Raw genomic sequence first — 25,561 nt, forward strand, 5'->3', positions numbered from 1 at the left:
CGACGCCGTCCACCGGTGAGCCGGCGGCACCGCCGCACGGGCGGTGCCGGGCCAGGACGGCGTCGGCACCGCCCGCGCGCGTCACCGCCGGGCGTTCTGCTTGGCCATCTGGGGCTGCTCCCCCTTGCCGACCCGCCGCAACGCCTCGCGCAGTTGCTCCTCGGTCATCTTGGAGTTGCCCTCGATCCCCGCGTCGTGGGCCTGCTGACGCAGGTCGTGCAGGCTGTCCCGGTTACCCATGTCGACCCTCCCCGGCGACGGTGGCGCGGGCGGCCCCCACGCCAGTCGGAGCACGCCTTCCCGGCTCCCCCGGGGGCAAACCCGTCCGGTGCCGGGCCGACGCCCGACCAGGCGGTCGGCCCCGCCCGGCCGGACCCGCCGCAGGATGTCAGGCGGGACGGGGCCAGCGGGTGTGGTTGGCGTCGATGACGACGCGGTGGCTGTGCACCCAGGTCGCGCCGTCCCACTCGGCCCGGGTGAGGTGCCCCGGGTCGGCGCCGGCGTGGTGCCGGTGCCGGACGACCTCGCTGAGTCCGGCCGGCCAGAGGCGGCGGGCGGTGAGCCCGGCCGCGAGCACCAGCGCCCCGAGGACCGCCCACGCCGTGGTGAAGCCGGCCGCCGCCCCCACCCAGCCGGCCAGCGGATAGGTGACCAGCCAGCAGAGGTGGGACAACGAGAACTGCGCCGCGAAGACGGCCGGCCGGTCGGCGGCGGTGGACGACGAGCGGACCACCCGCCCGATCGGCACCATGATCAACCCGGTGCCGAGACCGATGAGCAGCCACACCCCGACCGCCAGCGGCCACGACGGCACCGCCGCGAGGGCCAGCGCCCCCGAGACCGCGGCCACGGCCACGGCGACCCCGGTCAGCATCGAGACCCGATCCCCGACCCGGCGGACCAGCGACGGCGTGGCGAGCGCCGCGGTGGCCGTCCCGACCCCGGAGACGGCGAGCAGGAGCGGTACCTGCGCCGCGGTGGCGCCGAGCAGGTCCCGTACCACGTTGACCGTGTTGACCAGGGTGATCGCGCCCGCGCCGGCGACCACCATGTTCAGGGCCAGGACCGCCCGGAGCCGGGGCGTGGCCACGACCACCCGCAGCCCGGCGAGCACCCGGTCGGTGAATCGGCCGGAACCGCCGCCACGCACGGCCGGAATGACGACGCCGAGCACGAGAACCGCCGACACCAGGAATCCGGCCGCAGTTCCCACGAAGAGGAGGTGGAAATCCACGAACAGCAGCAGGAATGCGGCGAGAACCGGGCTGGCGACATTTTCCAGGGACACGGCGAACTGGGACGCGGACAGCGCCTTCGTGTAGTCCTCCTCGTTCGGCAGGACATCCGGGAGGACGGACTGGAAGGTGGGCGTGAAGGTGGCCGACGCGGCCTGGAGCACGGCGATCAGCAGGTACACCTGCCAGACCTCGCCGACCCAGGGCAGCAGGAGGACGACCCCGATCCGGACCACGTCCGCGCCGACCAGCAGCAGGCGGCGGGGCACCCGGCCGGCCCACGCCCCGGCCAGCGGGGAGACGCACACGTACGCGACCATCTTGATCGCGAGCACCGTACCGAGGATCTCCCCGGCCCGTACGTCGGCGAGGTCGTACGCGAGCAGCCCGAGCGCCACCGTCGCCAGGCCGGTGCCGACCAGTGCGATCACCTGAGCGGCGAACAGCCACCGGTAGGACGGGTTACGCAGCAGTTCACGCACGGGATCAGCGGCCTTCCGCACACGATCGAGGAACCCGACCATATCCGTGTGACCCGATTGCGACAACGCCGCTATTGCACCGGCAGGGCAAGAGAACAACGGCCGCACGTGAACAGTGACCGCAGGTGAACAACGGCCGCACGTGAACAATGGCCGCACGTACCCGGGAACGGCGTCGCAGAAGTGTCGCAGGCGCGATTCCTGCGGATTCCCGGGCCGGCCGTCAGCGCGGCCCGCGCCGGGCGACCGCCTGGATCTCGATGAGCAGGTGCGGGTGCGGCAGTTGGTGGACCGCGACGGTGGTGCGGGTGGGTCCGGTCTCGTCGAAGAACTCGGCGTAGACCTCGTTGTAGCCGCCGAAGTCGTTCATGCTCACCAGGTAGGTGGTGACCTGGACGAGGTCGGTCAGGTCGGCGTCGACGGCGTGCAGGATGTCGCGGATGTTCTCGATGACGGCCCGCGTCTGGACCCGGATGTCGAGGTCGGTGGTGCCCATCGGGTCGACGGAGGCGCCGGCGATGGTGTTGTCGGGCCGGCGGCTGGACGTGCCGGAGACGAAGACCAGGTCCCCGGCGACCCGGACGTGCGGGAACCGGCCGCGCGGGGTGGCCTTGCCGGCCACCACCCCGCCGCCCACCCCGCCGCCCGCCGCGCCGCCGCCGTCCGCTGCCCCGCCGCCGTCCGCTGCCCCGCCGCCCGCCGCGCCGCCACCGGCCGCCACGCCGCCCGCGTCGCCACCGGTCACGGCGTCGCCCCCGGCGGTGGTGCCGGTCACGGCGCGACCCGCAGGGAGACGGTGCCGAGCTTCTCGACGGTCGCCCGCACGTGGGCCCCGGCCCGCAGCGGCACGGCGGCCGTCGCCGCCCCGGCGAGCAGGATCGCGCCGTCGGTCAGGTCGACGCCGCTGGCGCCGGCCAGCCGGACCGCCTCGGGCAGGACCCGGCGCGGGTCACCGAGGATGGCGGCGGTCGAGCCGACCTGGACGGTGCGCCCGTCGACCTCCAGCAGCACCCCGAGGTTGTCGATCCCGTCCGGCACCGGCTGCCAGGCGCCGACGACGTAGCCGCTCGCCGAGGTGTTGTCGGCGATCACCTCGGGCAGGGTGAAGCGGAAGTCGACGTAGCGGGAGTCGATGACCTCCAGCGCCGGCGCGACCGCCGCGATGGCGCCCCCCTCGACGCGGAAGGCGACCTCCGGTTCGGCCTTCGGGTGGATGTGGTCGGCGAGGCGGAGCGTGCCGCCGTCGGGCAGGTGCATGGCGTCGGTGAGCCGACCCCAGATGACCTCGTCGACGCCCATCTGCGTCATCTTGGCCCGGCTGGTCAGCCCCAGCTTCACCCCGACGAGACGTTCGCCGCGTCCCGTACGGTGGGCGACCACGGCCTCCTGCACCCGGTACGCGGTGGGCACGTCCAGCCCGGTCTCGGCGGCGAACTGCGGGATCGCGGTACGGCTGGTCGCCGCCGCGTCGAGGCGGACGGCGATCTGGTCGGTGCTGGTCATCGGGCCTCTCCGGTGGTGGTGCGCTGGTCCTGTCCGCCGGTGGTGGCGGCCAGGTCGAGGGCGACGTCGACGATCATGTCCTCCTGCCCGCCGACCATCCGGCGGCGGCCCAGCTCGACCAGGATCGAGCGGACGTCGACCCCGTACCGCTCCGAGGCCCGTTCGGCGTGCCGCAGGAAGCTCGAGTACACCCCGGCGTAGCCGAGGGTCAGGGTCTCCCGGTCGACGCGCACCGGCCGGTCCTGCACCGGCCGGACCAGCTCCTCGGCGGCGTCCATCAGGGCGAACACGTCGCAGCCGTGCTCCCAGCCGTGGAGTTCGGCGACGGCGACGAAGACCTCCAGGGGCGCGTTGCCGGCGCCGGCGCCGTGCCCGGCCAGGGACGCGTCGACCCGGGTGGTGCCGTGTTCGACGGCGACGACGCTGTTCGCCACGCCGAGGGACAGGTTGTGGTGGGCGTGGATGCCGATCTGGGTGTCGGCGTCGAGGACCTGCCGGTACGCGTCGACCCGGTCGGCGACGTCGCGCATCAGCAGCCGGCCGCCGGAGTCGGTGACGTACACGCAGTGCGCGCCGTAGGACTCCATCAGCTTCGCCTGCGCGGCCAGGCTCGCGGGATCGCTCATGTGCGACATCATCAGGAACCCGGAGACGTCCATGCCGTTCTCCCGGGCCCAGCCGATGTGCTGCGCCGAGATGTCCGCCTCCGTGCAGTGCGTGGCGACGCGGACGCTGGTCACCCCGAGGTCGCGGGCGGCCTTCAGGTCCGCGATCGTGCCGATGCCGGGCAGCAGCAGCGTGGTCAGCCGGGCGTCGGTGACCGCCTCGGCGGCGGCGGCGATCCAGTCCGCGTCGGACGCGGCGCCGTGGCCGTAGGTGACGCTGGAGCCGGCCAGGCCGTCGCCGTGCGCGACCTCGATCGCGGCGACCCCCGCCGCGTCCAGGGCGGCGGCGATGGACCGGACCTGCTCGACGGTGAACTGGTGCCGGACGGCGTGCATCCCGTCCCGCAGGGTCACGTCCTGGATGTACAACGTCATGCCAACGCCTCCCGCTCCGCCCGCGACGCCACCATCCGCTCCGCGGTCCGCAGCGCGGCCGACGTCATGATGTCCAGGTTCCCGGCGTACGCCGGCAGGTAGTGCCCAGCCCCGGAGACCTCCAGGAAGACCGACACCTGCACCCCGGTGAAGTCCCGGCCCAGGGCCGGCACGTGCCCGGACACGTCGTCGAACTGCACCCGCTGCTTGAGCCGGTAGCCGGGGACGTACCCGGCGACGGTGGCGACCATCGTCTCGACCGAGGCGGCGACGGCGTCGCGGTCGAGGTCCCGGTCGGGGCAGAGGCAGTACACGGTGTCGCGCATCAGCAGCGGCGGGTCGGCCGGGTTGAGCACGATGATGGCCTTGCCCCGGCCGGCGCCGCCGACCACCTCGATCGCCCGCGCCGTCGTCTCGGTGAACTCGTCGATGTTCGCCCGGGTCCCCGGCCCCGCCGACCGGGACGCGATCGAGGCCACGATCTCCCCGTACGCCACCGGGGTCACCCGCCCGACCGCGGCGACGACGGGCACGGTGGCCTGGCCGCCGCAGGTCACCATGTTCACGTTCGGCGCGCCGAGGTGCTCGTCGAGGTTGACCGGCGGCACCACGTACGGCCCGACGGCGGCCGGGGTCAGGTCCACCACCAGCCGGCCGTGTTCGCGCAGCAGGGCCGCGTGCCGACGGTGCGCGCCGGCCGACGTGGCGTCGAAGACCACCCGCACGTCGGCGAACTCCGGCATCGCCAGCAGCCCGTCGATGCCCTCGGCGGTGGTGGCCACGCCGAGCCGGCGGGCCCGCGCGAGTCCGTCGGAGGCCGGGTCGACACCGACCATCGCCACCATCCGCAACGACTCCGACAGCCGCAACACCTTGATCATCAGGTCGGTGCCGATGTTGCCCGACCCGATCACCGCCACACCCGTGCTCACGCCTCCTCCTTCGCGCCGAAGCAGACCCGGACCGATCCCAGGCCGGAGATCCGCGCCTCGTATCCCGCCCCGGCGGTGACCGGCACCATCGGGCCGAGCGCCCCCGACAGCACCACGTCACCGGCGGTCAGCGGGGTGCCGGCGGCGGCGAGGGTGCCGGCGAGCCACGCGACGGCGTGCACCGGGTTGCCCAGGCACGCCGCGCCGGCACCGACCGACACCGGCTCACCGGCGTGGTCCAGCACCATGCCGGCCAGCCGCAGGTCCACGTCGGCCAGCCGGCGCGGTCGGTTGCCGAGCACGAACAGACCGGACGAGGCGTTGTCGGCGACCGTGTCCACGATCGAGATGTCCCAGCCGGCGATCCGCGAGTCCACCACCTCGATGGCGGGCAGCAGGTGGTCGGTGGCGCGGACCACGTCGACCACCGTCACCCGCTCGTGCGGCAGGTCGGCGCCGAGCACGAACGCGACCTCGGCCTCCACCCTCGGTTGCAGCAGCCGACCCAGGTCGACCTCCTCGCCGTCGGGGACCGCCATGTCGGCGAAGAGCACCCCGAAGTCCGGCTGGTAGACCCCGAACGCCTGCTGCACCGCGGCCGACGTCAACCCGATCTTCGCGCCGACCCGACGCCGGCCGGCCGCCACCCAGTCGGCGACCTGCGCCTGCTGCACGGCGTACGCGGTGTCGACGTCCCCGACGGGTACCAGGTCACCCCGCACCGGCGCGACCGGCGTCCGGGTCTCGTACGCCGCGCGCAGCAGGTCCGCCGCCCGAGCCACATCAGTCATGAGAGATCCACACAGACGTTGGTGAGTTCCGAATAGAAGTCCAGTGAGTGGGTGCCGCCCTCCCGGCCGACGCCGGACGCCTTCACCCCGCCGAACGGGGTGCGCAGGTCCCGCAGGAACCAGGTGTTCACCCACACGATCCCGGCGTCGAGCCGCTGCCCGGCCCGGTGCGCCCGGCCGACGTCGCGGGTCCACACCGTGGCGGCCAGGCCGTACTCGCTGTCGTTGGCGAGGGCGAACGCCTCGTCCTCGTCGTCGAAGGGCGCGACGTGGCAGACCGGCCCGAAGACCTCCTCCCGGTTGACCCGGGCGGCCGGCCCCAGCCCGGTCCAGACCGTGGGCCGCACGTACGCGCCACCGTCGCGGCCGTCTCCGAACACCGGCACTCCCCCGCCGGCCAGCACCGTCGCGCCCTCGGCGCGGGCCAGGTCGTGGTAGCCCAGCACCTTCTCCCGGTGCTGGTGCGAGATCAGCGGCATGGTGCCGGTGGCCTCGTCGGCGGGCCACCCGTACGCCAGCTCGTCCGCGCGGGCCGCCAGCCGGGCCACGAACTCGTCGAAGACCGGCCGCTGCACGTACAGCCGTTCCGTGCACAGGCACACCTGGCCGCCGTTGGTGAAGCTGGAGCGCACCGAGCCCTCGACGGCGGCGTCCAGGTCGGCGTCGGCGAAGACCAGGCCGGCGTTCTTCCCGCCCAGCTCGAACGAGACCGCCTTCACCCCGTCGGCCGCCGCCCGCATGATCGCCCCGCCGGTCGCCGACTCCCCGGTGAACGTGATCGCGTCCACCCCCGGGTGCCGGGTCAGGAACTCCCCCGCCGACCCCGGCCCGAAGCCGTGCACGACGTTGAAGACCCCGTCGGGCACCCCGGCCGCCGCCATCACCTCCGCCAGCAGCGTCGCCGACGACGGGGTCTCCTCCGACGGCTTCACCACCACCGCGTTGCCGCAGGCCAGCGCCGGCGCCACCTTCCAGGTCAGCAGCAGCAGCGGCAGGTTCCACGGCACGATCACCGCCACCACGCCCACCGGCTTGCGTACCGCGTAGTTGAGCGCCCGGCCGCCGGCCGGGGTGACGGTCGTGAACGACTCCGTCGGCGTCGTCGACACGATCTCCGCGAACGCCCGGAAGTTGGCCGCGCCCCGGGGGATGTCCAGCGTCCGGGCCTGGGAGATGGACTTGCCGGTGTCGCCGACCTCCGCCGCCACCAGGTCGTCGTAGCGGCGCTCCAGTTCGTCGGCCACCCGGTACAGCACCGCGGCCCGTTCCCGCTCCCCCATCCGACCCCACGGGCCCCGCACCGCGGCCCGCGCCGCGCCGACGGCGGCGTCGACGATGGACTCGTCGGCCTCGGCCACGTACCGGATGGTCTCCCCGGTGACCGGGGAGCGTTTGGCGAACCGGTGGCCGGAGGTGTCGAACCGGCCGCCGACGTAGTTCGGCAGCACGGTCGGCTCGCCGTCCGGCCGGCCGGCGAGCAGGGTCGGGGACCAGAGCCCGGTCATGATGGGTACCTCCCGGTCAGGTGGTGGTGGGTGCGACGTCCGCGTCGGCGACCAGGGCGACCACGGCCGCGTCGACGGTGGCCTCACCGGTGACCGCGGCCGCCGCCTCGTCGGTGACGACCAGGACGGTGGTGCCGACGCCGACGTTCAGCGGGTCGACGGCCACCAGGTCGGGGCCGTCGGGCCGGACCCGGACCAGCACGAGGCGCCGGCCCTGGAGCGGGGTCAGGATGCGGTCCGCCCACACCTTGCCGACGACCTCGCCGAGGACCATCAGCCCTCTCCCCGCAGGCCGGCCATGACCTCGCGGATCCGGGCGGTGTCCGGGTTGTCGAGCAGCGCGGCGGTGGTCGGGTGGGGCTTCGGGTACACCTGCGAGCTGCGCAGGTCGCCGTGGGCGCGGATGGCGGCCTCGCCGGCCGCGACGGCCTGCCGGACGGCGGCGAGGGTGCCCCGGACGGCGACGGCGAGGTAGCCGCTGGTGACCCGCTCGACGCCGACGCACCGGACGTCGGCGGTCTTGATCATGGCTTCGATGCCCGCCGAGAGGGCCACCACGCCACGGGTCTCGACGATTCCGATCGCGATGTCGGACGACATGTCTGGTTCTCCTTACCGGCTGTCAGTTGCCGACGAGTTGGGGGTCGGCCGCCAGCGCGCTGACGGCGTCGCAGGGGCTCGCGAAGACGATGGAGCGCACCGAGCGGCTCTTGGCGCGCGCGGTCTCCTCACCGATGTCGACGGCCTCCTCGACGGTGGCCAGGTCGCCCCGGACGGCGACGGCGACGATGCCGCCGCCGAGCCGGACGACCTTGGTCACCTCGACCTCGGTGGCCTTCACCATCGCGTCGACGGCGTCGAAGATGGGGGTGAAGCCTTCGGCCTCGACGAAGCCCACGGCGGTGTTCCGCATGGTTTCTCCTTAGGGGTGGTCGGGCAGGTTCCAGGACAGGACGGCGGCGCCGGTGCCCCAGATCGGGCCGTACGCGTGCAGGTGCGCCGGCCCGGTGGTCGCCTCGGCGCCGGCGGCGAACGCGAGGGCGCGGAACTGGCTGTCGGCCTGCGCCTGCCGGGCGAAGTCCTCCCGGACGGCGAGGACCTCGTCGACCTTGCCGGCGGTGAGCAGGTCGAGGACGCGGGTGTTCCACTGGTCGTGGCCCGGCTCGCCGATGCGGTCCTGGCCGGGTTCGATCCACTGCTGGATGAGGCCGGAGGACATCCCGGTCACCACGACGACGGCGGCGCGCAGGCCCGCGTCGCGGGCGGCGGCGGCACCGGCGCGGCCCACGTCGGCGAGGGTGTCGGCGTCGGCGTACAGGTTGCAGGAGACCTGGGCCCACCGCAGCCTGCGGTCCGGGTCGAGCAGCGCGGAGGTGACGATGGTGCCGGTGTCGATCGGGAACCCGTCGTACCGGGTCCGGCGGGCCTGCATCCCGCCGGCCTGGACCCGGTCGGCCCAGCGTTCGGTGAAGTCGACGTCGAAGCGCAGGTCGTAGTCGAGCAGCCCGTAGTCGTAGGCGTACCAGTTCTCGTCGACGTGCTCGCCGCGCGGGTTGGGGTCGCACTGGAACTGGTGGCCGAGGACGGTGAACCACTGCGTCGACAGCAGCAGCACCACGTCGGGTTCGAGGCGACGCAGCCGGGCGCCGACGTCGCGGGCCGCCCCGGCCAGCGCCGACCAGCTCGGCGCGGGGTGCTCGGCGAGCAGGTGCGGCATGCCGGGCAGGAGCGCCCCGGCGACGATTCCGGTCCGGTCAGCCATGGTGGCTCCCCTCGGGCAGCCACTCCACGATCGCGTTGCCGGTGCCGATGATCGTGCCGTAGCCGAGCACGTCGCCGGCGACCTTGGGCCAGCCCATCGCGGCGAGCATCCAGGTGAGGCTGCCGGCCTTGGTCTCGGAGGCGGTCGCCTCGATGTGTTCGGGGATCAGGTCGCGCAGCGGCGCGGTGGGGCCGCGCCGGATCGCCTCGAGCAGTTTCATGTCCCACCGGTACTGGTGGTTGTTGTACGGGTGTTCCCGTTCCATGTCCTCGGGCAGCTCCGGCTCCTCGTGCCAGTGCAGGTGGGACAGGGAGTTGGAGGCCAGCAGCACGGCCCGGCGGCCGGTGGCCTCGACGGCCAGGCGGGTGGCCTCGCCGAGGACCTCCATCTCGGTCAGCGAGGCGTCGGAGTAGAAGTACGGGTTGTTGTTGGCCGACAGGGAGACCACCGGGATGTCCCAGGCCGGGTTGGCCAGGTGCAGGGCGCCGATGGTGGCGTAGTCGACGCGGACCCGGGGGTCGCGCAGGGTGCGGGTGACCAGGCCCAGACCGCTGGCCTCCTCGGCGATCGCCTCACCGAGTTCGACGTCGGTCCGGAAGTCGTACCGGTAGCGGAACAGGTGCGGGAAGATCGGCTCGACGGAGAGGCCGCGTGGGTTCGGGACGCAGTTGACGTGGTGGCCGACCATCGTGATCCAGTGCGGGGCGTGCACGATGAGCACGTCCGGCTTGTGCACGTCGCGGATGCGGGCGCGCAGCCGCTCGTACGCCCAGCGCAGGGTCTCCCAGCCGCCGGTGGAGCGGGGCTCGTTCTGCGGCGGGTTCTCCCCGTAGATCAGGTGGGGCGGGTGCGGGCTGAGGCAGCCGGCGACGATGCCGGGCCGCGTCGGCGCCGGGGCCGGCGCCGGGGTGCGCGGCGCGGTGGTGGCGCCGCCACGGGTCGGGGCCAGCGGCACCCGGAAGACTCTGCTCATGACCGTCCTCCCCCGGCGAGCACCCGCACGTGGGAGCGGTCCTGCGGGGCGGTGCCGAGAATCTGCAGCCCGTCGTCGTCGAGGGCGAGTTCGTCCGCGGCCAGCGCCGCGTCGTGCCGGATCCAGGCCCGCAGCGGGGCCGGGTGTCCGCCGTGCACCTCGACGAGGGTGTCCTCGGCGAGGCCGCTGCCGGGGGCGACGTAGGCCAGCCGCCGCCGGCCGCGCTGCCCGGTGTAGGCCGGCTGGGTGGTGACGGTGGTGCGCAGCCAGCGCCGTTGGTCGCGCAGCCGTTGGCGGGTGGCGGCGGTCGCGGCCGGGTCGACCCGTCCGGCCGGGTCGAGGACGACGCCGTAGCGGTCCCGGGCGGCGGCGGCGGTCAGGTACTCCTGGGTCACGTCCTCGGCGACGGCCTCGGGTGCCCGGTCCAGCGGGTCGCCCCAGCCGCCACCGCCGGCGGACTCCATCACCAGGACGTCGCCGGCGCGCATCGGGAAGCCGGCGACCTTGCCGGGGGTGGCGAAGTCGACGCGCTCGCCGTCGGCCCGGCGGACGTGGGTGACGGTGGGTGCGCCGGGGCCGCCGTGCCGCAGCCCGTACGGCGGGACGGTGGTCCGGTCGGTCTGCACCGAGTACGCGCCGCCGCTGGCCAGCAGGCGGGTCTCGCGGCGGCTGCCGAGCCCGCCCCGGCGGGCGCCGTCACCGCAGGAGCCGGTGCGCAGCTCACAGGCGTCGATGAGGATCGGGATCTCGGTCTCCAGCCGTTCGACGGACTGGATGGTCGAGATGTCGCCGAGGTCGACGGGGTTCATCGCGCTGGGGCCGTCGGACTCGAGGAACCCACCGTTGCCGCCGGCCGGGTAGTCGTAGTAGAGGTAGGGCCGTCCGGTGTGCTCGTCGACACCGCCGATGAGGTTCTGGAAGGTGGTGCCGAACTGGTCGGCGGCGACGAGGTCGGGCGCCACCTGGCTGAGGGCGGCCATCACGGCGGAGATGACCCGCTTGCGGACCTCGCTGTGCGCGTTGGCCGGGGCGGGGTAGCTGACGTGCACGACGGTGCCGGGCTCGGTGTGCACCCGCAGCGGGCGGAAGGCGCCGTGGTTGACCAGCCCACCGGGGTCGAGGGCCGACTTGACGGCGATGAAGACGCCGGCGACGGTCATCGCCCGGGAGGAGTTGACGACGGCGGCGACCTGGGTCGACGAGCCCCGGAAGTCGGCGTCGATCTCGTCGCCGTCGACGGTGAGCCGGCAGCGGACGATGGCCGGGTCGTACCGGCCGTCGGTGTAGAGGTCGAGGTAGTCCTCGTAGTGGTAGGCGCCGTCGGGCAGCGCCCGGATCATGTCGCGCAGCCGCTGCTCGGTGCGGTCCATGTTGGCGGCGACGCACTCGCGGACCAGGGCGGTGCCGTGCCGGGCGACGAGTTCGCGCAGCCGGCGCTCGGCGGTGTGGCAGGCGGCGACGCTGGACTCGAGGTCGCCACGGCGTTCGTCGGCCATCCGGACGTTGGCGAAGACGATGTCGTACGCGGCGCGGTTGGGCCGGCCCTGTTCGATCAGCTTGATCGGGGGGATCCGCAGCCCCTCCTGGAGGATCTCGGTGGCCTGGCCGGAGACGCTGCCCGGGGTCATGCCGCCGATGTCCGCCCAGTGCATGCGTACGCAGGGGAAGAGGAAGAGCTGCCCGTCGACGAAGACCGGGCTGATCAGCGTGACGTCGTTGAGGTGGCTGCCGCCCCGGTAGGGGTCGTTGACGATGTAGAGGTCACCGGGGCGCATCTCCTCGGCGAAGTCGGCGAAGATCTCGGCGACCGAGGCCGGCATGGCGATGACGTGGCCGGGCATGTCCCGGCCCTGGGCGACCATCTGTCCCTGCGGGTCGAACAGCGCGCACGAGAAGTCCTGTGCGTCGGCGATCACCGGCGAGTGCGCCGTACGGAAGATCGTCTGTCGCATCTCCCGGACGATCGAGATGAGACCTTCGGTGACGACTTCCAGGTCGATCGGGTTCACAGTCATGCGGATGCCTCACTGGTTCCGGCTCGATCCCGGTGGCGGGAGAACGGACCATCCTGGGGTGGACCACCTGTCGGTGGGCCTGCTGTCGATGAGCCGTCGGCGGGTGGACCGTCGGCGGGTGGACCATATTGTGGTCCTAGGGTTATATTGTGAAACCTAGCAACCGAGAAGGTGGGAAGCAAGATGTCGTATGCCACTGACACCGCCCCGGACGACGGGCCGGCTCCCCGCGAGTCCGGCACGCAGGCGCTGGACCGCGCGCTCGGCGTGCTGCTCGCCTTCCGCGGCACCGACGCCGAACGCAAGGTCAGCGACGTCAGCCGCGAACTCGGCCTGCACAAGTCGACCGCCAGCCGGCTGTTCCGCGCGCTGGCCGACGCCGGCTTCCTCCAGCGCAACGAGGAGAACGGCAACTACCGGCTCGGCGTCGCCGTCTTCGAGCTCGGCGCGCGGTACCTCGCCGGGCTCGACCTGCACACCATCGCCCGCCCGCTGGTGCACCGGCTGGCCGAGGAGGAGGGCGAGAGCGTCAACCTGTCGGTCCTGGAGGGCCTCGACGCGATCTCGATCCACGTCGTGCAGGGCACCCGCAACCTGCAACTCGTCTCCCGGCTCGGCCGGCGCATCCCGCTGTGGTGCAGCGCGGCCGGCAAGGCCCTGCTGATCGAGCAGGACGACGACGCGCTGCGGGCCACCCTGGCCACCGCGCCGTTCACCGCCCTGACCGGCCACACGATCACCGACCTCGACACGTTCGTCGCCCGGATGGCGACCGTCCGCGAGCAGGGCTGGGCGCTCAACGACCAGGAGAGCGAGGAGGGGCTGCGGGTCGTGGCCGCCCCGGTCCACGACCGGCACGGCCGGGTCGCGGCCGCCATCAGCGTCTCCGGCCCGATCTTCCGGCTCGACGGGGACCGGGTGGCGGAGCTGGCCGCCGCCGCCCGCCGGACCGCCGACGAGCTGTCCCGGCAGCTCGGGTACGGCTTCGGTGAGGTCTGGGGCGACTGAGCCGATCCACGCCTGCGGGCCGGTCAAAACCGCTCCTGCACCACGTCGGGGCGGACCCGCACGTGCAGCACCGCCGGGCCGGTCAGCGGCAGCACCGCGTCGAACGCCGCCCGCGCGCCCGCCTCGTCGGTGACCGTCCACGCCGGCACCCCGAGCGCGCGGGCCACGGCGGCGAGGTCCCGGCCGGGGAACCGGGCCAGGTCCGGGTCCACCCCGCGCGGGGCGAGCTTGCGCACCTCCGCCCCGTACGCGGCGTCGTCGAGGACCACCAGCAGCACCGGCGCGCCGACCCGGGCCAGGGTGTCGAGTTCACCGAGTCCGGTGAGCAGGCTGCCGTCGCCCTCGAAGGCGACCACCGGCCGGTCGGGGCGGCCGACGGCGGCGCCGACCGCGAACGGCAGCCCGACGCCGATGCTGCCGAACTCCCACGGCGCGACGAACGAGCGGTCGGTGGCGGCCGAGTCGAGCAGCAGGTTCGGCCAGCCGCCGAAGTGCCCGACGCCGACGACGGTGGTCCGCCCACGCGGCAGCCGGTCGGCGCAGATCCGCATCAGGGCCCGGGGGTCGATCGCGTCCGCCGAGGGCTCGACGGGCAGCTCGGCGAAGGGGTCCGCCGCCGCCAGCGCGGCGGCCAGGTCCGGGCTGCGCCAGTCCGGCCGCGACACCGGGGCCAGCAGCGCCGACACCGCCCGCGCGGTCTCACCGGCGTCACCGACCACCCCGGCGGCCACCGGCCACCGGGCGCCGATGGCGGCCGGGTCGACGTCGACGCTGACCACCGTCGCGTCCGGGAAGAGGACGCCGTGGTCGGCCGTCCACCGGTTCAGGCCGGCGCCGAAGGTGACCACCAGGTCCGCCCCGGCCAGCACCCGCCGGGTCAGCGGCCGGGCCAGCCCGCCGGCCACCCCGAGGTCGTACGGGTGGCCGGTGAACAGCCCGGCGGCCATCAGGGTGGTGGCGAGCAGGGCGTCGGCCCGGTCGGCCAGGTCCCGGAGCGCGTCGGCGGCCGGCTCGGCGCCCCGGCCGGCGAGCAGCACCGGCCGCCGCGCCGACCGCAGCCGCCCGGCGAGCGCCGCCACGGCGGCGGGATCCGGGACGAGCGGACGCGGCGGACGGGGCACCACCGGTGGCGCGGCGGCCGGGACGGCCGGCACCGGCTCGTCCTGCAGGTCGATCGGCACGTTCAGCACCACCGGGCCGGGCAGCTCCCGGGCCGCCCGGAACGCCCGCCCGACGTCGCGCACGGCGGTCCCGGCGGTGGTCACCGGCCGGAACGTGCCCGCCGTGGCCAGGGCGTACGGCTGCTGGTCGAAGCTCTGCACGTGCCACGGGTCGCTGGGCGGGGTGTCCCCGGCGACCAGCACCAGCGGGGTACGGGCCTGCCGGGCGATCGTCAACGCGGCCCCGGCCACCGCCAGCCCCGGCCCCTGGGTGACCGTGGCCACCGCGCACCGGCCGGTCGTCCGGGCGTACCCGTCGGCCATCATCACCGCGGCGTTCTCGTTGCGGGCCGCGACGAAGCGGACGCCGTGCCGCTCGACCAGGTCCGCGACCAGGACCATGTTGGCGTCACCGAGCAGGCCGAAGACGGTGTCGACACCGTGCGCCACGACGGCGTCGGCGATCGCCTCGAAGACCCTCACCGGGCACCCCGGTCGAGGTAGTCGCCGGGCGGGCGCAGCGCCACGCTCAGCGCGCCGAGGTAGGAGTCGGTGGCGACGGCGTCGAACCGTGGACCGGCCAGCCGGGCCGCCCGCTTGGTCATCGACCGGCCCACCGCCGAGGTGGCCAGCAGCCGGTCGACGACGCCGGTGACGGCCGCCGGCAGCCCGTCCCCGTCGACCACCCGGGTGACCAGGCGCAGGGCGAGCATCTCGGCCGGGTCGATCCGCTCGCCGAGCAGCAGCCACCGCTTGGCCAGGTCGGCACCCACCAGGTCGGCGAGGATCGCCATGCCGCTCCAGGTCAACGGGATGCCGAAGGTCACCTCGGGGAAGGTGAAGAACGCCGGGTCGGCGGCCACCCGCAGGTCGCTGGCGAGCCCCAGCACGGCCCCGGAACCGATCGCCGGGCCGTTGAAGGCGGTGACCGTGGTCTGCTCCAGCCGGTACCAGCGCTCCACCAGCTCGGCGGTGCGCCGCTGGACGTGCATGGTGGTCCCGGCGTCCAGGCCGGCCAGCTCGTGCAGGTCGGTGCCGGCGCAGAACGCCGTACCCGCGCCGGTGAGCACCACGACCTCGACGTCGTGGTCCCGGCCCAGGTCGTGCAGGACGTCCTCGAACCGGGCGAGCATCGCCAGGTCGAAACTGTTGCGCCGGTGCGGCCGGTTGAGGGTCACCCGGGCCAGCCGCCCGGTGCGGTGCAGCAGCACGGACTGCTCGTCGGTCATGGCGACTCCGAGGTGAGTAGGGCCCGGTCGACCAGCGCGGCGGCGTGGCCGACGTAGGACAGCGGGTCGAGCAGCCCGGCCAGGTCGGCGTCGGGCAGGGCGGCGGCCACCTGCGGGTCGGCGCGCAGCACCTCGGCGAACGGCCGGCCCTGCTCCAGGCTGTCGCGGACGATCCGCATCACCAGGTGGTGGGCCTGCTCGCGGCCGAGCGGGCCGGCCAGGCGCAGCATGACCGCCTCGGAGAGGACCAGGCCGCCGGTGAGGTCCAGGTTGGCCCGCATCCGGTCCGGGTTGACGCCGAGGTCGCCGAAGACCTCCACCAGCCGTTCCAGCGCGCCGCCGACGAGGATGAAGCACTCCGGCAGCAGCTTCCACAGCGTCATGCCGACGCCCATGTCCCGGTCGTCCTGGGCGACCATGGTCTGCAACGCCAGCGGCACCTGGGCGCGCAGCGTGCCGGCGGCGGCGATGACCGCCTCGCACCGGATCGGGTTGCGCTTGTGCGGCATGGTGCTGCTGCCGACCTGGGTGGCCCGCTGCGGCTCGTACGCCTCGCCGACCTCGGTGCGGCCGAGGAAGTAGATCTCCCGGGCCAGCTTCTCGGCGCTGGCGGCGACCAGCCCGAGGACCATCAGGCACTCGGCGAACCGGTCCGAGGTGGCGTGCCACGGGGTGTCGGCCACGCCGAGGCCGAGGTCGGCGGCGACGGCGCGTTCGACCGCGAACGCCTGCGGCCCGTACCCGGCCATCGTGCCGGCGGCCCCGCCCATGCTGGTCACCAGCAGCCGGCCACGCATCTGGGCCAGCCGGGACCGGTGCCGTTGCAGCTCGCTCTGCCACACCGCGCAGCGCAGCCCGAAGGTGGTCGGCAGCGCCTGCTGCCCGTGCGTGCGGGCCGGCATCGGCGTGGTGCGGTGCCGCAGCGCGAGCCGGCGCAGGATGCGCACCAGCTCGTCGACCTGACGCGCGACGATGTCCAGGCCGGCCCGGGCCCGCAGCACGAACCCGGTGTCCATCACGTCCTGGGTGGTCGCGCCGAGGTGCACGTACCGGCCGGCGTCGCCGGGGCAGGCGGCGGTCAGCGCCCGTACCAGCGGCACCAGCGGATGCACGGTGTCGGCGGCGTCGGCGGCGAGCACGGTGGTGTCGAGCCGGTCGAGCCGGGCCGTGTCGCTGATCGCCTGGGCCGCCGCCGACGGGATGATGCCGAGGCCCGCCTGGGCGCGGGCCAGGGCCGCCTCGACGTCGAGCCAGGACTGCATGAGCTGCCGGTCGTTGAAGACCCCACGCATCTCGGCGTTGCCGAAGAAGCTGGTGACGGTCAGCGAGTCCAGGAAACACGATCCGAGCTGCATCAGCGCTCCCCCTCACCGGTGAGCAGACCGAGCGCCGCCCGCCGGTCGACCTTGCCGGACGGCAGCAGCGGCAGGGCCGGTACCGTCCGGACGAGCGTCGGCACCTTGTGCCGGGCGAGCCGGGCGGCGGCGAGCCCGGCGAGCCGCTCCGGGTCGGGTACGGCGCCCGGGGCGGTGACGACGAGCGCGCCGACCTCCTCGCCCCAGCGCGGCGACGGCACCCCGAGGACGCAGACCTGGGCGACGGCCGGGTCGTCGAGCAGCGCCGCCTCCACCTCCGCCGGGCTGACGTTCTCGCCACCCCGGATGATCAGCTCCTTGACCCGGCCGGTGAGGGTGAAGACCCGGTCGGCGTCGAGCGCGCCGAGGTCACCGGTGCGCAGCCAGCCGTCGGCGGTGATCGCCGCCGCGGTGGCGGCCGGGTCGTCGAGGTAGCCGACGGTCACCGACTCGCCCCGCACGAGCAGCTCGCCGGGCTCGCCGGCGGGCAGCGGGGTCCGGGTGCCGGGGGCGACCACCAGGGCGGACAGGGCCGGCACGATCCGGCCGACGGTGCCGCCGGGCGGGCCGCAGCGGCCGTCACCCGGGTCGACGCTGATCGTCGGACCGGCCTCGGTCTGGCCGTAGACCACCGCGATCCGGTCCAGCCCGAGCACCCGCCGGGTCCGGGCCAGCAGCGCCGGGGCGCACGGGGCGCCACCGAGGAACCCGACCCGCAGCGCCGACAGGTCGAACCGGTCCGGGTCGGCCTCGACCCGGTCGGCGAGCATCGTCGCCATCGTCGGTACGGCCTGCACCACGGTGCACCGGTGCCGGGCGATCTGCGCCAGCACCGGTTCGGAGCGGAACCGGCGCGCCGACACCCACAACGCGCCGGTGACCAGGGACAGGACCGCGCCGCTGCCGAGGCCGGCGGCGTGCGCCAGGGGCAGCGGGGAGGCGATCCGGTCCTCGGGCCCGAGCCCGGCGGCGGCGGCCGTCCACTGCGCGTTGGCGATCAGGTTGCGGGCGCTGAGCGAGACCATCTTCGCCGGGCCGGTGGAGCCCGACGTGAACTGGATGTTCAGGGCGGCGTCCGGATGCCCGGCCGGAGCCGGCACGGGGCCGGTCCAGCCGGGCAGGTCGGACAGGTCGTTGCCGTAGCCGTGCCAGCCGGCCGGTCGGGCGTCGGCCGGCAGCCCGGCGACGGCCTGCGCGGCGGTGGCCCGGCCGTCGCGGTCGCGGACCCGGTCGGCGACGAAGAGCCGGCGGGGGGCGCTGCGGGCCAGGGCCGCGGTCAGCTCCGGGACGGTCAGGCCGGGGTGCAGGGTCACCAGCGCGGCGCCCCGCCATGCCGCGGCGGCGAGCAGGACCAGCCAGCCGAGCCCATTCTCGGCCCACACCGCGATCCGGTCGCCGGGGCCCACGCCGAGGGCGGCGAGCACGGCCGCGCCCCGGCCGGCGAGGTCGGCGAACTCACCGACCGACACCGGGCCGGCCACCTCGTCGAACGCGTAGAGGGGCCGGTCCGGCTGCCGGGCGGCGCGGTCCAGGACGAGGGCGTCGAGGGCGGGTGGGGTCACCTGGTCACTCCCGGACGAGCAGCAGGTTTCCGTGGCCGTCGACGCCGGCGGTCCAGCCGGCGCCGACGACGGTGGTGCTGCCGTTCTCCCGCACCACCGCCGGGCCGGGCACCGTAGCGCCGGGGGCCAGGTCGGCGCGGCGCCAGACGGTGGCGTCGACCCAGCCGGCCGGACCGTAGATCCGGGTCCGGTCCGGCTCCGGCGCGCCGCCGGCCCGGGCGGTGAACCGCACGGCGGGCCGGGGCCCGAAGGCGGTCAGCCGGCAGTTGACGATCTCGACCGGGTGCCCGGAGCGGGCGTAGGCGTACCGTTCGGCGTAGGCGGCGTGGAACGCCGCCACCAGCTCCTCGGTGGTCGCCGGCAGGTCGGCCACGGGGACGGCCAGGTCGAAGCTCTGGCCCCGGAACCGCATGCCGACCGACAGGGCGAACGTGACCTGGTCGGGTTCGACGCCGTCCTCCGCCTTGAGCTGCGCCCGCGCCGCGTCGCGCAGGTCGGCGACGACGGCGCGCACCGCCGCCAGCCCGGCCTCGTCGGCCGGCACCAGCACGGTCCGCACGTAGTCGTGCCGGGCCTGGGCGGTGACGAACCCGAGCGCGGAGAAGTTGCCGGGCACCGGCGGCACCAGGACCCGGCGGATGCCGAGTTCGTCGGCGAGCGCGGTGGCGTGCATCGGGCCGGCGCCGCCGAACGGCATCAGCACGAAGTCGCGGGGGTCGTGGCCGCAGGCGACCGAGATCTCCTTGATCGCGCTGGTCATCTTGACCGTGGCGATGGTGAGGATGCCGTGCGCGAGTTCCAGGTCGTCGAGGCCGAACTCGGCGGCGAGCCGGCCGACGGCGGCGCGGGCGGCGTCGACGTCGAGCCGGACCTCGCCGCCGAGGCTCTCCTGCGGGTCGAGGTGGCCGACGACCAGGTGCGCGTCGGTGGTGGTCGGCTCGGTGCCGCCCCGGCCGTAGGCGGCCGGGCCGGGGGTCGACCCGGCGCTGCGCGGCCCGATCCGCAGCTCACCGCCGACGTCCCGCCAGGCGATCGAGCCACCGCCGGCGCCGATCGTGTTGATCTCGACCTGGAAGGTGCGGTTCGGGTACCCGGCGATCGTCCCGTCGTTGGTCATCAACGGGGCGCCGTTCTTGATCAGGCAGACGTCGGTGCTGGTGCCGCCGATGTCACAGGTGATCACGTTGGGGTAGCCGGCCAGGCCGGCGACGTGGACGCTGGCGGCGACCCCGCCGGCCGGACCGGACAGGGCCAGGTTGATCGGCAGCCGGCCGGCCTCGTCGGTGGAGACGACCCCGCCGCTGCTAGTCATGATCGACAGCGGGTGGGCGTAGCCGCCGGCCGCGAGCGCGGTGCCGAGCCCGCGCAGGTAGTCGGCGACCGTGGAGCGGACGCTGGCGTTGAGCACGGTGGTCGCGAACCGCTCGTACTCGCCCTGCTCCGGCACCACGTCGGAGGAGATCGTGCAGACCAGGCCGGGGTACCGCTCGGCGAGCCGGGAGGCCGCGGCCCGCTCGTGCGCCGGGTTGCGGTACGAGTGCAGCAGGCACACCGCGACGGCGGTCGGCCCGGCGGCGGCCACCCGGTCCAGCACGGCGTCCAGGTCGGCCGGGTCCAGCGACCGGACCACGCTCCCGTCGGCGCCGATGCGCTCCCGCAGCACGTGCCGCAGCCGGCGCGGGGCCAGTGGTGCACGCCCCGTCTCCTTGACGCTGTAGAGCTGCGGCCGGTGTCCCAGCCCCATCTCGAGCACGTCGCGGAAGCCCTCGGTGGCGACCACGCTGACCGGCTCGCCGGAGCCCTCCAGCAGCGCATTGGTGACCCGGGTGGTGCCGTGGACGAAGCGGTCGACCTCGTCGAGGCGGACGCCGAGCTTGGCCAGCCCCTCGAAGATGGCCTCGGCGGGGTCGTCCGGGGTGGACAGGGTCTTGGCCTCGGCGAGCCGGGCGGTGGCCGGCTCGTACACGATGATGTCGGTGAAGGTGCCACCGATGTCGACGCCGATGCACAGCATGGCGAGCCTTTCGGTAGTGGTGGGCGCGCTGGTCGCGGGCGGCCGGGCCGGCCCGCCGGGGCGGGCTAGAAGGTGACGCCGTAGCGGCGCAGGCTCCTGCTGGTGACGGCCCGCAGGATCCAGTCGAAGAGGTAGCCGAGCAGGCCGAGGGCGATGATGCCGACGAAGACCCACTCGGTCTTGGCGTAGTTGCGGGCGGTCCAGATCAGCGATCCGAGGCCGCTCTGCGCCGCCACGATCTCGGCGGAGACGATCGTCAGGAACGAGTTGCCCATGGCCAGCCGGGCACCGGTCACCACGTGCGGCACGGTGGAGGGCAGCACCACCGAGACCAGGGTGCGGGCCGGGCTGGCGCCGAGCGCCCGGGCCGCCCGCAGCCGCAGCTCGTCGACGGAGAGGACCCCGGCGAGGGTGTTCAGCGCCACGATGAAGACGGTGGTGTAGAAGATCAGGGCGACCTTCGACGCCTCACCCGGACCGAGCCAGATGATCGCCAGCGTCACGAAGGCGATCGGCGGCACGAACCGGAAGAACTGGATGTACGGGTCCAGCATCAGCCGCAGCCACGGCACGCACCCCATCAGCAGCCCGACCGGTACGCCGATCACGACGCCGAGCGCCCAGCCGGTCAGGATCCGGGTCGACGAGGCGCTGACCGAACTCCACAGCGTGCCGTCGCGGACCAGTTCGACCGCGCCCTGCCAGGTGAGCATCGGCGAGGGCAGGAAGAACGCCGTGTAGTTGCGGCTGACCAGGTCCCAGAGGGCGATGCCGAGCACCACCGACAGGACCGACAGCCCGACCCGGGTCAGCCGGGGCCGGCTCCTGCGCCGGCGGGCCGGGCCGGGGCGGGCCCGGCCGACCTGCTCCGGAACGGTACGCACGTCCACGCTCATCGCAGTGCCTTCCTGTCCCCGCCGGTGGGCCCGGCACCGGTGGCGGACCGCCCGGGGTCGCCGCCCGCCGGGATGTCGGGCCCGTCGGTGCGGCGGCCGTCGTGCCCGTCGTCCAGGCCCTGGGCCCGCAGGGTGCGGGCCACCTCGGCGCCGATGTCCTCGCGCAGTCGGCGGAAGAGCGCGGCGCTCGCCGGATCGGTGAGGTCCCGGGGCCGGGGCAGGTCGCACGGGTAGACGTTCTTGATCGCCGCCGACGGGCCGGCGGTCATCGTGACGATGCGGTCGCCGAGCAGGATCGCCTCGCCGATGTCGTGCGTGACGAAGACGATCGTCGCTCCGGTCTCCCGCCAGATCCGGTCGAGTTCGACCTGCATCACCAGCCGGGTCTGCGCGTCCAGCGCGCCGAACGGTTCGTCCATCAGGACGACCGACGGCTCGTTGGCCAGGACCCGGGCCAACTGCGCCCGCTGGCGCATGCCGCCGGACAGTTGGCCCGGGAACCGGTCGGCGCTGTGGCCGAGCCCGACCATGGCCAGGTACTGGTCCACGGCGGCGGCCCGCTGCGCCTTGCCGACGCCGCGCATCCGGGGCCCGAAGTCGACGTTCTGCCGGACGGTCAGCCAGGGGAAGAGCGCCTCGGCGCTCTGGAACACCACGCCGCGCGAGACGTCCGGGCCGGTGACCCGCGCCCCCGCGCAGGTCACCTCCCCACCGGCCGGGGTGACGAAGCCGGCGATCGCGTTGAGCAGCGTGGACTTGCCGCAGCCGCTCGGCCCGAGCAGGCAGACGAACTCCCCGGCGGCGATGTCCAGGTTCGCCTGGTGGACCGCCACGAAGTCACCGAACCGGATGTCGACGTCCCGGACGGAGACCGGGGAGCCGGCGCCGGTCACGCCACTCCCCTGACCATGACGCTCGCCGCGTCGGCCTTCTGCGTGACGATCCCGCTGTCCTGCTGGAACTGGGCGATCTCGTCGTAGCGCTGGATGTCCTCGTCGGTGAAGTCACGGACCTGGCACTGCACCCCCTCCAGGAGGGTCTGTGCCTCGGCCGCCGGTACCTTGATCGCGGCTTCGGTCACCGTGCCGGCCTTGGCCGGGTCCGCGGTGAGCTGCTCGCACGCCTGGCCGATGGTGGCGACGACCTTCTTGGCCGTCTCCTGGTTCGCCTCGTACCAGGCGCCGTCGACGCCGATCACCAGGTTGTAGACGTAGCCGATCTCGCCGCTGGTCAGCAGGATCGTGCCGCCGTTGCCGACGCCGCGCGAGGGCCACGGCTCCCACATGATGTAGCCGTCGACGTCGCCGCGTTGCAGCAGCGCCGGCATCTCGGCGGGCGAGGCGTTGACGAACTCGACGGAGTCCCGGCTGATGTTGCGGCTGTCGAGCACCTTGTTGGTGGCGTACTCGTTCACCGTGCCGGGGACGACGCCGTACTTCTTGATGCCGGCGACGTCGGTGATGCCGGACCGGGCGACCAGCTTGATGAAGTTCGGCGACTGGGAGAAGACCGCGAGACCCCGGATGTCGCCCCGGGTGGCCCGGTTGAGCAGGCTCGACTCGGTGCTGGCGGTGACCTGGCCCTGCTTGGCCAGGATCGCGTCGAGGCCGCCGGTGCCCTCCTGGTACTGGGTGACGGTGACGTCGAGACCGGCCTGCTGGAACAGCTTCTCCTGGTCGGCCAGGTAGATGGGCGAGTAGGCCGGATCGACGCCGACGCCGAAGGTCACGGCGACGGAGGGGGCGCCGTCCCCGCCGGACTCCCCCGGGGACTGGTTCTCGGCGCACGCCGCCACGGCGACGGTCATCAGCAGGGCTGCGGCTGCGGCCCGCATCGCTCGCATTCTCATGGCTACCCCAGACTTGCGCGGCTCATATTGTGGTCTCGGTTGCTTAATGTGGGACGCTACTGCGAGCCAGTTCACAGGTCAAGAGCCACACGACCCCACCCCTCGACACAGAGAGTAGGCAGACTCGCCCGGGTCTCCCCATCTCCCTCACCACCCGTGGAGGAGGCAACAACCATGAAGTACCTGAACAACCCCCTTGGTACGGCGAATCCGAATTCGCAGCCCACTCCCACGCCCTCCGAGGCGGCTACGGAACGTGGCGACAGCCCGGTCACGTCCCGACTCTTTTCACCGGACCGTTACGCCCCGACGGTGACCGAGCGGTCCTGGACCCCGGCCGACACCCTCCTCTACGCCCTCGGCGTCGGCGCCGGGCAGGCCGACCCCGCCGACGAACTCCGGTTCACCACCGAGAACTCCACCGGCCACCGGCACGCCGTCCTGCCGACCTTCGCCACCCTGCTCGCCGCTGACCCGCCGCACCTCGGCGACCCGGCCACCGTCCGGCACGCCGGGGAGACGCTGACCCTGCACCGGCCGCTCACCCCCGCCGGCCGGGCCCGCACCACCGCCACCGTCACCGCCGTCCACGACCAGAGCAGCGGCGCCCTGCTGCACCACCGGTCCGAGATCCACGACGCCGACGGCAGCCCGCTGGCCACCGTCGAGCGGACCATGTTCGTCATCGGCGCCGGCGGTTTCGGCGGCCGGCGCGCACCGGTGTCCGACTGGCGGCGGCCGGCCCGACCCCCGGACCACACCGCCCACCACCCGATCCGCCTCGACCAGGCCCTGCTGTACCGGCTCAACGGCGACCGGAACCCACTGCACTCCGATCCCGTGGTGGCCGCCCGCGCCGGCCTGCCCGGACCCGTCCTGCATGGACTGTGCACGTACGGTTTCGCCGCCCGGACCCTGCTGCACACCGTCGCCGAGGGCGACCCCGACCGGGTCCGGCGGGTCAGCGCCCGGTTCAGCGCGCCGCTGTTCCCCGGCGACACCCTCACGGTGCTGGTCTGGCACCGCCCGGCCGGCGCGCTCTTCCAGGCGGTCGACGGCCGGGGCCGGCCCGTCCTGGACCGGGGCGTCCTCGACCTGCGCTGACCGGTCCGGTCGGCGGGCGGGGCGACCCCGCCCGCCCGCCCGCCGGCCGGCGCCGGCGCGGCCGGCTCCGGCACCCGCGCGGACACCGCGCGTCGCGGACGGCCACCGACCGGCCGGCCGCCCGTTCGGTGGCCGTCCGCACCGGACCGAGGGTCTGTCGCCGACCACCACCGCCGTCACGTCCGTGTTACATCCGCGTGTCGCAATCCGAGGGCTTCACTGCGTCGCCCACTCGCTCACACTGCGTCTACCAGCGGTTTTGCCGGTGAAGATGTCCGCGCCCGACCTCTTGACGGTGACTCATGTTACGGCTACGTTTCCGTCTACCGTACACCGTCGACGATAAGTCGCCGGACTTCACCAAGTCCGGGAGCCCCCTCCGGAAGGTTGTCGCATGGTCAAGCCAGCCGAACCCGCTCCGTCCGTCGCCACGCTGCGCGTGCCCCAGAAGGTCGTGCTGAGCGAGTCGACGTACGACGTGCTGCGGGCGGCGATCCTCGACGGCACGCTGCCGCCGGGCACCCGGGTCGTGGAGGAGGCGCTGGCCCGGCAGCTCGGCGTCAGCCGGGCCCCGCTGCGCGAGGCGATCTGGCTGCTCAAGCGGGACGGCCTGCTCGTCGAGGAGTCCGCGCGGACCACCCGCGTCGTGCAGCTCACCGAGGACGACGTCCGTGAACTGCACATGATCCGCACGCTGCTGGAGACGCTGGCGTACCAGCAGGCCTCACCCCGCCTGCGACCGTCCGACGTGGCCGGTCTGGAAGACCTGATCGACCAGATGCACGAGGCGTCGGTCGCCGGCGACATCCGCCGCATCGCCGACCTCGACTACCGGTTCCACCGCGCCCTGTGCCAGCCGTGCGGACTGCCCCGGATCCTGAAGGCCTGGGACGAGCAGCACGTGCTGTTCCGGATGTGGCTGAACATGGTCGGCCCGACGCTCGGCGTGCAGGACATCGCCGAGTCGCACCGGATCCTGCTCGACGCGGTGCGCGGCGGCGACGCCACCACCATCTCCGAGCAGGTCATCCACCACGTCTACCTGGTCGGTGGCGTCATGGCCGACCAGCGCAGCCGCTGGGCGGCGGCCCAGCCCCGCCTGTGCCTCCCGCAGGGCGCCGCCGGCCACTGACCGACACCCCCACC

Annotated in this window: 25 protein-coding genes; 3 read left to right on the forward strand and 22 right to left on the reverse strand. The window is 74.0% G+C overall.

The genetic code is table 11. The features are described 5' to 3' along the window. Window positions 1–81: 81 nt before the first annotated feature. From AWW66_RS33570 to AWW66_RS10320, 14 genes are all read right to left on the reverse strand, one after another. Complete coding sequence (locus AWW66_RS33570; RefSeq protein ID WP_157527341.1) at window positions 82–240, reverse strand: hypothetical protein; 159 nt, start codon at window positions 238–240, stop codon at window positions 82–84. A 148-nt stretch (window positions 241–388) separates the two neighbouring features. After that, window positions 389–1,717 carry an MFS transporter gene (locus AWW66_RS10260; protein WP_067363449.1) on the reverse strand — a complete coding sequence of 443 codons (1,329 nt, stop codon included), beginning with the start codon at window positions 1,715–1,717 and terminating at the stop codon, window positions 389–391. A 223-nt stretch (window positions 1,718–1,940) separates the two neighbouring features. Beyond that, a complete protein-coding gene (locus tag AWW66_RS10265; RefSeq protein ID WP_067363452.1) occupies window positions 1,941–2,354 on the reverse strand; it encodes a RidA family protein in 414 nt (137 codons plus the stop codon). Between the two features lie 134 nt (window positions 2,355–2,488). Further along, window positions 2,489–3,220 (reverse strand): 2-keto-4-pentenoate hydratase, encoded by a 732-nt coding sequence (locus tag AWW66_RS10270; protein ID WP_067363318.1) that lies wholly within the window; start codon window positions 3,218–3,220, stop codon window positions 2,489–2,491. After that, window positions 3,217–4,260, reverse strand: a complete 1,044-nt coding sequence (gene dmpG / locus AWW66_RS10275; protein ID WP_067363321.1) for a 4-hydroxy-2-oxovalerate aldolase — start codon at window positions 4,258–4,260, stop codon at window positions 3,217–3,219. The genes AWW66_RS10270 and dmpG overlap by 4 nt, the downstream gene beginning before the upstream one ends. Continuing rightward, window positions 4,257–5,192 carry an acetaldehyde dehydrogenase (acetylating) gene (locus AWW66_RS10280; RefSeq protein ID WP_067363324.1) on the reverse strand — a complete coding sequence of 312 codons (936 nt, stop codon included), beginning with the start codon at window positions 5,190–5,192 and terminating at the stop codon, window positions 4,257–4,259. The genes dmpG and AWW66_RS10280 overlap by 4 nt, the downstream gene beginning before the upstream one ends. After that, entirely contained in the window at window positions 5,189–5,983 is a 795-nt protein-coding gene (locus AWW66_RS10285; protein WP_067363325.1) for a 2-keto-4-pentenoate hydratase, read from the reverse strand. Before AWW66_RS10285 ends, AWW66_RS10280 begins: the two co-directional genes overlap by 4 nt. Beyond that, entirely contained in the window at window positions 5,980–7,488 is a 1,509-nt protein-coding gene (locus tag AWW66_RS10290; protein WP_067363326.1) for a 2-hydroxymuconic semialdehyde dehydrogenase, read from the reverse strand. The genes AWW66_RS10285 and AWW66_RS10290 overlap by 4 nt, the downstream gene beginning before the upstream one ends. Before the next feature lie 16 nt (window positions 7,489–7,504). Beyond that, window positions 7,505–7,762 carry a EutN/CcmL family microcompartment protein gene (locus AWW66_RS10295; RefSeq protein ID WP_067363332.1) on the reverse strand — a complete coding sequence of 86 codons (258 nt, stop codon included), beginning with the start codon at window positions 7,760–7,762 and terminating at the stop codon, window positions 7,505–7,507. Further along, on the reverse strand, window positions 7,762–8,088 hold the full coding sequence (locus tag AWW66_RS10300) for a BMC domain-containing protein (RefSeq protein ID WP_067363335.1): 327 nt from the start codon (window positions 8,086–8,088) through the stop codon (window positions 7,762–7,764). The genes AWW66_RS10295 and AWW66_RS10300 overlap by 1 nt, the downstream gene beginning before the upstream one ends. A 22-nt stretch (window positions 8,089–8,110) precedes the next feature. Beyond that, on the reverse strand, window positions 8,111–8,401 hold the full coding sequence (locus AWW66_RS10305; protein WP_067363338.1) for a BMC domain-containing protein: 291 nt from the start codon (window positions 8,399–8,401) through the stop codon (window positions 8,111–8,113). A 9-nt stretch (window positions 8,402–8,410) separates the two neighbouring features. Continuing rightward, window positions 8,411–9,250, reverse strand: a complete 840-nt coding sequence (locus AWW66_RS10310; RefSeq protein ID WP_067363341.1) for a DODA-type extradiol aromatic ring-opening family dioxygenase — start codon at window positions 9,248–9,250, stop codon at window positions 8,411–8,413. Then, complete coding sequence (locus tag AWW66_RS10315) at window positions 9,243–10,223, reverse strand: DODA-type extradiol aromatic ring-opening family dioxygenase (protein WP_083978373.1); 981 nt, start codon at window positions 10,221–10,223, stop codon at window positions 9,243–9,245. The genes AWW66_RS10310 and AWW66_RS10315 overlap by 8 nt, the downstream gene beginning before the upstream one ends. Then, the gene (locus tag AWW66_RS10320; RefSeq protein WP_067363344.1) at window positions 10,220–12,238 is read right to left on the reverse strand and encodes a hydantoinase B/oxoprolinase family protein; all 2,019 of its coding nucleotides are present in this window, start codon (window positions 12,236–12,238) and stop codon (window positions 10,220–10,222) included. Before AWW66_RS10320 ends, AWW66_RS10315 begins: the two co-directional genes overlap by 4 nt. 183 nt (window positions 12,239–12,421) lie before the next feature. Here AWW66_RS10320 and AWW66_RS10325 point away from each other — a divergent pair, with 183 nt between their 5' ends. Then, complete coding sequence (locus AWW66_RS10325) at window positions 12,422–13,246, forward strand: IclR family transcriptional regulator (RefSeq protein ID WP_067363347.1); 825 nt, start codon at window positions 12,422–12,424, stop codon at window positions 13,244–13,246. A gap of 23 nt (window positions 13,247–13,269) precedes the next feature. On the opposite strand, the gene AWW66_RS10330 is transcribed toward AWW66_RS10325, so the two are convergent. From AWW66_RS10330 to AWW66_RS10365, 8 genes are all read right to left on the reverse strand, one after another. Next, on the reverse strand, window positions 13,270–14,889 hold the full coding sequence (locus AWW66_RS10330; RefSeq protein ID WP_067363350.1) for a thiamine pyrophosphate-binding protein: 1,620 nt from the start codon (window positions 14,887–14,889) through the stop codon (window positions 13,270–13,272). After that, window positions 14,886–15,635 carry an enoyl-CoA hydratase/isomerase family protein gene (locus AWW66_RS10335; protein WP_245648143.1) on the reverse strand — a complete coding sequence of 250 codons (750 nt, stop codon included), beginning with the start codon at window positions 15,633–15,635 and terminating at the stop codon, window positions 14,886–14,888. Before AWW66_RS10335 ends, AWW66_RS10330 begins: the two co-directional genes overlap by 4 nt. Beyond that, window positions 15,632–16,990, reverse strand: a complete 1,359-nt coding sequence (gene purB / locus AWW66_RS10340) for an adenylosuccinate lyase (protein WP_067363353.1) — start codon at window positions 16,988–16,990, stop codon at window positions 15,632–15,634. Before purB ends, AWW66_RS10335 begins: the two co-directional genes overlap by 4 nt. Continuing rightward, on the reverse strand, window positions 16,990–18,552 hold the full coding sequence (locus AWW66_RS10345; RefSeq protein ID WP_067363356.1) for a class I adenylate-forming enzyme family protein: 1,563 nt from the start codon (window positions 18,550–18,552) through the stop codon (window positions 16,990–16,992). The genes purB and AWW66_RS10345 overlap by 1 nt, the downstream gene beginning before the upstream one ends. Before the next feature lie 4 nt (window positions 18,553–18,556). After that, on the reverse strand, window positions 18,557–20,566 hold the full coding sequence (locus tag AWW66_RS10350; RefSeq protein ID WP_067363359.1) for a hydantoinase/oxoprolinase family protein: 2,010 nt from the start codon (window positions 20,564–20,566) through the stop codon (window positions 18,557–18,559). A gap of 65 nt (window positions 20,567–20,631) precedes the next feature. Beyond that, the gene (locus AWW66_RS10355; protein WP_067363362.1) at window positions 20,632–21,462 is read right to left on the reverse strand and encodes an ABC transporter permease; all 831 of its coding nucleotides are present in this window, start codon (window positions 21,460–21,462) and stop codon (window positions 20,632–20,634) included. Beyond that, on the reverse strand, window positions 21,459–22,355 hold the full coding sequence (locus AWW66_RS10360; RefSeq protein ID WP_083978375.1) for an ABC transporter ATP-binding protein: 897 nt from the start codon (window positions 22,353–22,355) through the stop codon (window positions 21,459–21,461). Before AWW66_RS10360 ends, AWW66_RS10355 begins: the two co-directional genes overlap by 4 nt. Continuing rightward, window positions 22,352–23,296: an ABC transporter substrate-binding protein gene (locus AWW66_RS10365; RefSeq protein WP_083978376.1), complete on the reverse strand. Its 945-nt coding sequence runs from the start codon at window positions 23,294–23,296 to the stop codon at window positions 22,352–22,354. Before AWW66_RS10365 ends, AWW66_RS10360 begins: the two co-directional genes overlap by 4 nt. A gap of 327 nt (window positions 23,297–23,623) precedes the next feature. Here AWW66_RS10365 and AWW66_RS35955 point away from each other — a divergent pair, with 327 nt between their 5' ends. Next, window positions 23,624–24,415: a MaoC family dehydratase gene (locus tag AWW66_RS35955; protein ID WP_067363368.1), complete on the forward strand. Its 792-nt coding sequence runs from the start codon at window positions 23,624–23,626 to the stop codon at window positions 24,413–24,415. 394 nt (window positions 24,416–24,809) lie between these two features. Further along, entirely contained in the window at window positions 24,810–25,547 is a 738-nt protein-coding gene (locus tag AWW66_RS10375; protein WP_067363371.1) for a GntR family transcriptional regulator, read from the forward strand. Window positions 25,548–25,561: the final 14 nt, after the last annotated feature.

The organism is Micromonospora rosaria (genome assembly GCF_001567585.1).
Taxonomy (GTDB): Bacteria; Actinomycetota; Actinomycetes; order Mycobacteriales; family Micromonosporaceae; genus Micromonospora; species Micromonospora rosaria.

Excerpts from the sequence above, each read along its gene's own strand:
- AWW66_RS33570 (WP_157527341.1), bottom strand. The coding sequence starts at position 240 with ATGGGTAACCGGGACAGCCTGCACGACCTGCGTCAGCAGGCCCACGAC.
- AWW66_RS10270 (WP_067363318.1), bottom strand. The coding sequence starts at position 3,220 with ATGACCAGCACCGACCAGATCGCCGTCCGCCTCGACGCGGCGGCGACC.
- dmpG (WP_067363321.1), bottom strand. The coding sequence starts at position 4,260 with ATGACGTTGTACATCCAGGACGTGACCCTGCGGGACGGGATGCACGCC.
- AWW66_RS10285 (WP_067363325.1), bottom strand. The coding sequence starts at position 5,983 with ATGACTGATGTGGCTCGGGCGGCGGACCTGCTGCGCGCGGCGTACGAG.
- AWW66_RS10290 (WP_067363326.1), bottom strand. The coding sequence starts at position 7,488 with ATGACCGGGCTCTGGTCCCCGACCCTGCTCGCCGGCCGGCCGGACGGC.
- AWW66_RS10295 (WP_067363332.1), bottom strand. The coding sequence starts at position 7,762 with ATGGTCCTCGGCGAGGTCGTCGGCAAGGTGTGGGCGGACCGCATCCTG.
- AWW66_RS10300 (WP_067363335.1), bottom strand. The coding sequence starts at position 8,088 with ATGTCGTCCGACATCGCGATCGGAATCGTCGAGACCCGTGGCGTGGTG.
- AWW66_RS10305 (WP_067363338.1), bottom strand. The coding sequence starts at position 8,401 with ATGCGGAACACCGCCGTGGGCTTCGTCGAGGCCGAAGGCTTCACCCCC.
- AWW66_RS10310 (WP_067363341.1), bottom strand. The coding sequence starts at position 9,250 with ATGGCTGACCGGACCGGAATCGTCGCCGGGGCGCTCCTGCCCGGCATG.
- AWW66_RS10315 (WP_083978373.1), bottom strand. The coding sequence starts at position 10,223 with ATGAGCAGAGTCTTCCGGGTGCCGCTGGCCCCGACCCGTGGCGGCGCC.
- AWW66_RS10320 (WP_067363344.1), bottom strand. The coding sequence starts at position 12,238 with ATGACTGTGAACCCGATCGACCTGGAAGTCGTCACCGAAGGTCTCATC.
- AWW66_RS10325 (WP_067363347.1), top strand. The coding sequence starts at position 12,422 with ATGTCGTATGCCACTGACACCGCCCCGGACGACGGGCCGGCTCCCCGC.
- AWW66_RS10335 (WP_245648143.1), bottom strand. The coding sequence starts at position 15,635 with ATGACCGACGAGCAGTCCGTGCTGCTGCACCGCACCGGGCGGCTGGCC.
- purB (WP_067363353.1), bottom strand. The coding sequence starts at position 16,990 with ATGCAGCTCGGATCGTGTTTCCTGGACTCGCTGACCGTCACCAGCTTC.
- AWW66_RS10350 (WP_067363359.1), bottom strand. The coding sequence starts at position 20,566 with ATGCTGTGCATCGGCGTCGACATCGGTGGCACCTTCACCGACATCATC.
- AWW66_RS10355 (WP_067363362.1), bottom strand. The coding sequence starts at position 21,462 with ATGAGCGTGGACGTGCGTACCGTTCCGGAGCAGGTCGGCCGGGCCCGC.
- AWW66_RS10365 (WP_083978376.1), bottom strand. The coding sequence starts at position 23,296 with ATGCGGGCCGCAGCCGCAGCCCTGCTGATGACCGTCGCCGTGGCGGCG.
- AWW66_RS10375 (WP_067363371.1), top strand. The coding sequence starts at position 24,810 with ATGGTCAAGCCAGCCGAACCCGCTCCGTCCGTCGCCACGCTGCGCGTG.